This window comes from Phytoactinopolyspora endophytica (assembly GCF_004138495.1).
In the GTDB taxonomy this organism is placed as follows: Bacteria; Actinomycetota; Actinomycetes; order Jiangellales; family Jiangellaceae; genus Phytoactinopolyspora; species Phytoactinopolyspora endophytica.
In genome coordinates this window covers 155,302-161,513 of sequence record NZ_ML142862.1, presented here as the reverse complement: position 1 = coordinate 161,513, position 6,212 = coordinate 155,302, and the positions used below count along the sequence as shown (strand labels likewise).

The window sequence follows — 6,212 nt, the reverse complement described above, 5'->3', positions numbered from 1 at the left end:
GATGTCGTGGGGCGCTACCGGGCACGCGTCGGCGGCATCCGCGGCCGCCGCGGGCCGAACCCAGGCTGCGGACTCGGCCTTCGGGCCGGAGCCGCCGCTCATGCACGGATACTCGGCTCCGCAAATCAAATCGTGGAGTCCGGAGACGGATGCTTATGCGCCCTACCTACGGGCACACGTTCCGCTGGCCGAACGCATTCCCGCGTTCGAACCGACGCAGGCGCGCCGCGGTCTGGACGCACGGCCGAAGCTCATGTCGCTGGCGAACGACTACGTCCAGCCGGGGGCCGCGACCGAGGGCTACAAGCACGGCCCGGGGTTCGAGGCCTATGCCCTGCGGTTCTGGCAGTACCCGGACCTCTACGCTTCCTGGCACGGCCTGCCGTTGGACGGTGAGCACGACGCCGACGAGCCCCAGTACGGCATCCTCAACCTGCCAAACCCCGGCTACACGGAAGCCGCCCACCGCAACGGTGTGCTGAGCCTCGGCTGCTGGTTCTGGCCACGTCCCGAGGACTTCGGCGAGGTCGTCGAGCAGCGAGCGGACGGTTCGTTCCCGATGGTCGACAAGCTGATCGAGATGGCGGAGTACTTCGGGTTCGACGGGTACTTCATCAACCAGGAGGCACAGATCCCCGTCGAGCAGGCCGAACTGCTCATGGAGTTCTTCGTCTACTTCGCCGAACAGGCACCGGACGGGTTCCATCTGCAGTGGTACGACTCGCTGACGGTCGACGGCCAGATCAGCTACGAGAACGAGTTCAACGAGGTGAACTCGCCGTGGATCGCGTCCGATGACGGCGCCCGGATCTGCGACAGCATCTTCCTCAACTACTGGTGGAACGAGCAGCGGGTGCGCAACTCGCACGAGCATGCGCTCGCCTTGGGGCTCGACCCGTACGAGGTCGTCTACACCGGGCAGGAGATCGGGAAAGACAGGTTCGCTCAGCCCTACGATCCGCGGCACATCTTCCCCGAGGACGACGAACCGCGGACCAGCTGGGCGTTCCTCGGTGCGGAGATGGTCTGGTACACCGTCGAGGGAGACAAGGACACCGTCGACGGCCAGGCGGGGGTGTACGAGCGGGAGCGGCACTTGTGGACCGGCCCGCTGCAGGATCCGTCGCGCACCGGAAGGCTGGACGAGCCGGGCGACGACCTGCTGGACCCGAGCGGCTGGGACGGTACCGCGCACAACATCGTCGAGAAGTCGGTCATCGGTGCATTGCCGTTCGTCACCGGCTTCTGTGCGGGCACGGGGACCGGATTCTTCGTCGATGGCAAGCAGGTGAGTGACCAGCCATGGTTCAACATCGGCATCCAAGACGTCCTGCCGACCTGGCAGTGGTGGGTCCGCGACGACGATGACGAACCACTCGACGCGGTCACTGTGGACTATGACTACTCGACCGCGTACGACGGCGGGAACAGCCTGCTGCTCGCGGGTGAACTTGCCGCGGGGCAGTCGGCGATCGTCCGGCTGTACAAGACGGCGCTGCCGGTGGAGCGGACGACCGCGCTCGACGTCGTCCATGACATCGCCGACGGAGTCGAGGCCGAGATCGGGCTCGCCTTCGAGGACGCGCCCGAGCAGTGGGAGTGGCTGTCGCTGACCGGCGGCGCCCGGAACCTCACGGATCAATGGTCGAAGAGCGGTCACTCGCTTGCGCCGTGGGCGGGCCGGACGATTGCCGCAATCAGTGTCGCCGTCCGTGCGGGCGACGCCGATGTATCGGATCTCGCGGTCCGGCTCGGCCGGCTCTCGGTGGCCGACCGGCGGCCGTCGAAGCCGGGCATGCCGTCCGGCCTGGCGGTCGACCACGTTGCCCGCGACGGCGACGTGGCGAGCGTCTACCTGCAGTGGTCGCCGGCCGAGAAGGCGGACTACTACGACCTGTTCCACGGCAAGGGAACGGATCGTACGTGGGTCGGGCGCACCCATGGTGAGGTCTTCTGCGTCAGCGCGCTCGAAGTTCCCGACGGCGCGGACCGCAGCCCGATCGACGTCGTCGCCGTGACTGCCGACGGTCGTCGCAGCGCACCGGCCCGCACCTGGCTCGACTGGTAGGAGACAACGTCACGTTGAGGTGGCCTGTCGTCACGAAAGCTCGTGACGACAGGCCATCAGAACAGCACATCGGTCAGTGCACGTACGTGCTCGGGCCATAGCCGGTTTCAGACAGCTCCCGTGATCCCCGGTGTTGGTTGAGGTGAGGGAGCGGGCCGATCGACCAGGCGGACGTCGGCTTCCAGGGCTTCGGCGATGCGCTGGAGCGTGCGGGCCGTCGGGTTGGTCGACCCGCGCTCGATGCGGCTGATGTCGCCCTGGTCCATCCCGCAACGTTCGGCGAGCTCAGCCTGTGTCAGGCCATGCCGTAGCCGGAGAGCGATGACCTGGGCAGCAATGTCGTGCGCCTGTCTGAAGGCCTCGGCGCACTCCAGGGCCTTAGGCGACGTGCGATCCCAGCGATCGGTCATGACGTCGTCGTAGCTGCGTGGCATGCTCGTCACCTCCTTTCCTGACATTATGGCGTCTTCCCCATATCCGTTCTAGGGCCTTAAGCCACTCGGTGCGAGCAAGGTCCATGCCGTGTACGGCAAGCACGCGGTCCACGGCCGCTCTGAGCGCGGCGACCTGGGCGTTGGAGAGGTCGTTGACGAACCGTTCGTAGGGGATGGTTCCGTCGCCTACGAGTCTTCAGCGTCTCCAGGCCTGCAGACCGTACAGACGGATGGGGCATCCGTGGACCCGTCCCCAGGTGATCTATGTGTGGTGGGACGCCCGCACCAACTACGTCACCGCCCTCGACTACGCCGACCCGGCTCCCGTGACTACACGAGGTGGTGGTGCTCCGAGAGGGGAGCGAATTGTTGCCACGTTTCGCTTCGCGCGCAAGGCGGAGCTGTGACCTGCGGCCTTGATGTGAGCAGTGCGCATCCACGCTATTACTTCATCACCTAGAAACCACAAATTGGTGCGCACCAGCACGCCGTCGTCGCCATACAGCGGATATATGACTACAAACTTCCACCAACACCATACCGTTAAACAGCCGTTTCGCACACCGCCGCAGTCCATAGAAACTCTGTGCCTCATGTCATATTTGTCCCTATTGCAGCTTTGGGCCCGCTTTACTATGCTTTCGGGTCAATTAGCACTTACCGGTGCGAGATAGCAAATCAAGGGGTGGACGTTTAAATCGGGTGGGGAATCTTTCTCAATTTTCTCATTGCCGCCGGTATGTGCACCTTCCCCCACATCGGCCTGGGCGATCGCGCAATTTAGCAACCGATTGTCCCGAACTCATCTACATCCGAAGGGAATGGTAATCGGTGGACCCTGTCAGGACACGTCAACGACTAGCAGAGGCGCGAAAAGCCTTCCTCCTTGCGATTGGCTGTGCTGCAACGCTTATCCTTGGATCAATCTCAGCGACCACCGCAAACGCTGGCCTTGAATCAACGGTTGAGCAGTTGCAGATCCTTCAGTCTGACCGCGCAGAACGTGACGCGCTTCCTGAGTTCATAGAGCCCGGTGACATCGACGCGGATGCCGCTCGCTTTATCGCCGAAGCGCGCAACGCGAAGCATTGGGTCACGACTCGCCAAGAGACTGAAATTTGCCTCATCTCCGTTCTAATCGCAACGAAGACGTCAGGCATCACCTGTGCTCCAAATGATGACTTCAGAAAGCACGGCATTGCATTGAATCTTGGTCATCGGGATGATGCGACAATCGAGGCACATCTAGTACCCGACAATCGCACCACCGACGTCGAAAATTCAACTAACTGGAAGCGAATAACATTAAACCTATTCATGAGTGATCCATTTGCAGAAAACGACGCAACTGCCACGTATGGCGATGCGGAGTTCGCCGCCTTCGACGTAGTGCCCCCTCCGCGAGATACCACGACAAGTCGGAGTCGTTCCCAGGAGACCGAATTGGGATTTGCCCCGTTGGCCACTCACAGGTACGCCAATGGCGCTCAGGTCGGAAAGAGCATCAAGATATCTAGCCATTCTGGGCGCGCAGGTTCGACGATAATTGGTGGCCATGCAGAGTTCGGCGCAGACTTTCCCGCTACCGTGTATGTCGAAACTGCGGGAGCCGAACCTCCGTACCATCGGATTGTTCATGCATACGGGCTCCGTCTCGCGCGGTTACAAACACACACTCCAGTATACGCCAGGAGCCAATGCTGGTGGTATCACGAGATATTGCCAGGCGACGCTCCCATGCATTGTTGGTATGCCACATAGGACTGGATTAATCATACAGATGGAGGTACAAGTGAGCACGGAGAATCTAGGTGCGCAGTTGAAGCGCAGAGTCAAAGTTGCACTGATTTCAGCAGCGACTCTCGCGGTATCGGCCAGCACGGCCATGGCGGGCGCCACAACCGAACAGCCGAACTCTACAGTGGAAACGCTCAGCGTGCTGACATCGGAACAGAGGGCTGAAGATGCACTACCTTCGCATGTGGATTTCAACAACAGAATGGACAAAGAATCCGCCAGGTTTCTGGCCGACTCTGGCGCAGCCCAACATTGGGTCGCCGTCAGTCATCAGGACGAAGTATGTCTAATAAGTGTCTTGTCTGGGACTCGGAAGTCGGGTTATTCCTGTGACTCAGAAGAAGGCTTCGGCCAATCTGGACTTGCACTCAGCTTGGCCGGTTCCGCTGGCGAACCGTCAACCGAAGCCTATTTGGTGCCTGATGGATACGCAGAGAGTAGTGCAGCAGCCACCGGCTGGACTAAACAAACACCCAACCTGCTCGTAAGCGATCCTGACGCACCAGAACAGCGCCCCAGTACAGTCGACGCAGATGACCTCTATTTGAAACTAACTGATATACCGCCGGTTCGGAGTTGGGACGCCGCGAACAACATCAGGGGTAATGCCCGTCAGTCTGCCACAATGTTGGACTATAAATTACACTTGTACGCTTATCGCCAGACCGTTGACGCTGGCTTGAAGATTTCTAGCCACTCGGTTCGAGATGGTGCTGATATGGTGGGCGGTGACCACAATGTCGAGCCTATAGAAACAAAGATCATAATCTGCGGCGAGACCGTTTCGCCATTGCCTCCACACCATGTACTGCTACAAGGTTGCGGCGAGAGTAGGACGGGTTACTCTCACGGTCCCTACTGGGGAATCAGTCGCTGCTGGTGGCCACACGATAGAGGGGATGTTACATTGTCGTGCAGGTACAGGTTCTAGGACTGGACGAATACAGCGCCTGATGTGACACAGGCACTGAGATTGCGGTGAACTTGCTATGACAAGAGCATGGAGAACGGCGTTGGGAGCGATCGCCGGTGCGATCGTGACCGCGATCCTCTACCTCGTACCACCGGGGGCTCACGCCAGCCTGGGCAGTGCGGTGGGATCTCTCCCGGACTACTCGCTGCTACCGGCGGACTCACTCTGGTGGGCTGTCGGCCGCCTAGCCCTCGTCGGCGCAGTCATTGGTCTCGCGTGCGTCATGGCTCGATGGTCTATCCTCGTCACCGTCATACCAGCTGTGATACTTGGCGTTACATACGTGCAGCTCATGCTGTCCAGGGAGTCCATGACAATCGACGAGCACGAGCGCCTCACCAACCCCGTGTTCCCTGTCGCGATCGGAACATTACTTCTCGTGTCGGTATGGGAATCGCACCGATGGTGGTTACCGCGGCTTAAGCGGACGCGCACTGATATTGAGAGAGCCCAGGACAAGATCTAAGACTGGTCCCAGACCCCGGGAACGGTCAGTGAGCCGGTTCCCGGGGTCTGCATACGAGGAGTACGGCCCATGGCGCCCAGGGCGCCATGGGCGACACCAGCCATGCCATCGCGAACGAGACCACGACAGGCGTCGGTCTCGAAGGGTTCGATAGTCCGTATCCTTATTCGGAGCACCTTCGAATTGCTTCTAGTCGCTTCAAGGCGCCATTAGACGACGTCACTCGTGGACATAGCCCACCGCGCTGAGGCGAGGTGGAGATGACGAAAGATCACGTACAGAGCTGAACTTAGGCAAGCAAGAAGAAAGCCCTTTAAAGTTTGGTAGGTGGTAGTCGGCCGCGGTCCAACCGAGGCGCTCGGAGTTGATCGAATATCGTGAATATACGATACTTGTGCCCGGGAAGGGGTGAGTGCGGTGACTGTCGGCCTGTACGAGATCTTGGGGATCGATCCGTCCGATCCTGACGTTGAC

The 6,212-nt window shown here is 60.5% G+C and carries 5 protein-coding genes; 3 read left to right on the top strand and 2 right to left on the bottom strand.

Translation table 11 applies throughout. The annotated features are described in order from the left end of the window. Window positions 1-2,068, top strand: a 2,068-nt coding sequence (locus ELR45_RS23935; RefSeq protein WP_129668583.1) for an endo-beta-N-acetylglucosaminidase, incomplete at its 5' end; no start/stop codon positions are given. Window positions 2,069-2,175: 107 nt separating this feature from the next. Here the strand turns inward: ELR45_RS23935 and ELR45_RS23930 are convergent. After that, the gene (locus ELR45_RS23930; protein WP_205857155.1) at window positions 2,176-2,502 is read right to left on the bottom strand and encodes a helix-turn-helix domain-containing protein; all 327 of its coding nucleotides are present in this window, start codon (window positions 2,500-2,502) and stop codon (window positions 2,176-2,178) included. Between the two features lie 230 nt (window positions 2,503-2,732). On the opposite strand from ELR45_RS23930, the gene ELR45_RS35725 reads away from it, so the two are divergent. Beyond that, window positions 2,733-2,909 (top strand): hypothetical protein, encoded by a 177-nt coding sequence (locus ELR45_RS35725; protein WP_165368058.1) that lies wholly within the window; start codon window positions 2,733-2,735, stop codon window positions 2,907-2,909. 550 nt (window positions 2,910-3,459) lie between these two features. Here the strand turns inward: ELR45_RS35725 and ELR45_RS42160 are convergent. Then, window positions 3,460-3,591 (bottom strand): hypothetical protein, encoded by a 132-nt coding sequence (locus ELR45_RS42160; protein ID WP_276320726.1) that lies wholly within the window; start codon window positions 3,589-3,591, stop codon window positions 3,460-3,462. Between the two features lie 1,721 nt (window positions 3,592-5,312). On the opposite strand from ELR45_RS42160, the gene ELR45_RS23925 reads away from it, so the two are divergent. Next, window positions 5,313-5,738 (top strand): hypothetical protein, encoded by a 426-nt coding sequence (locus tag ELR45_RS23925; protein ID WP_129668581.1) that lies wholly within the window; start codon window positions 5,313-5,315, stop codon window positions 5,736-5,738. Window positions 5,739-6,212: the final 474 nt, after the last annotated feature.

Excerpts from the sequence above, each read along its gene's own strand:
- ELR45_RS23930 (WP_205857155.1), bottom strand. The coding sequence starts at position 2,502 with ATGCCACGCAGCTACGACGACGTCATGACCGATCGCTGGGATCGCACG.
- ELR45_RS35725 (WP_165368058.1), top strand. The coding sequence starts at position 2,733 with ATGGGGCATCCGTGGACCCGTCCCCAGGTGATCTATGTGTGGTGGGAC.
- ELR45_RS42160 (WP_276320726.1), bottom strand. The coding sequence starts at position 3,591 with ATGCTTCGCGTTGCGCGCTTCGGCGATAAAGCGAGCGGCATCCGCGTC.